Annotated in this window: 1 pseudogene; it reads right to left on the reverse strand. The window is 55.0% G+C overall.

Features of this window, described 5'->3' with window-relative positions:
- Positions 1–30 precede the first annotated feature (30 nt).
- Positions 31–222, reverse strand: a pseudogene (locus HMPREF3056_RS13615) (transposase); the annotation flags it as partial.

Raw genomic sequence — 222 nt, forward strand, 5'->3', positions numbered from 1 at the left:
TCCATGGAGGTCTTGGACACTTCTAGCGGTTTATGGTTGCGGCCTGCGTTTCGGCCGGGGTTTGGATAGTTTCGGGTTCATCCGCGGTGGTTGGCGGTGTTTCATTCCTTCAACGAGGTTGATGTTGATCTGACCACCTGGTGGTCTGTGGCTTAACGTGATCGGCAGTGGCACGCTGAAGAGGAATTCACCGTCATGGGCCGTGTAGAACTCCGCAACGTT

The organism is Corynebacterium sp. HMSC056F09 (genome assembly GCF_001815785.1).
GTDB classification, from domain to species: Bacteria; Actinomycetota; Actinomycetes; order Mycobacteriales; family Mycobacteriaceae; genus Corynebacterium; species Corynebacterium hiratae.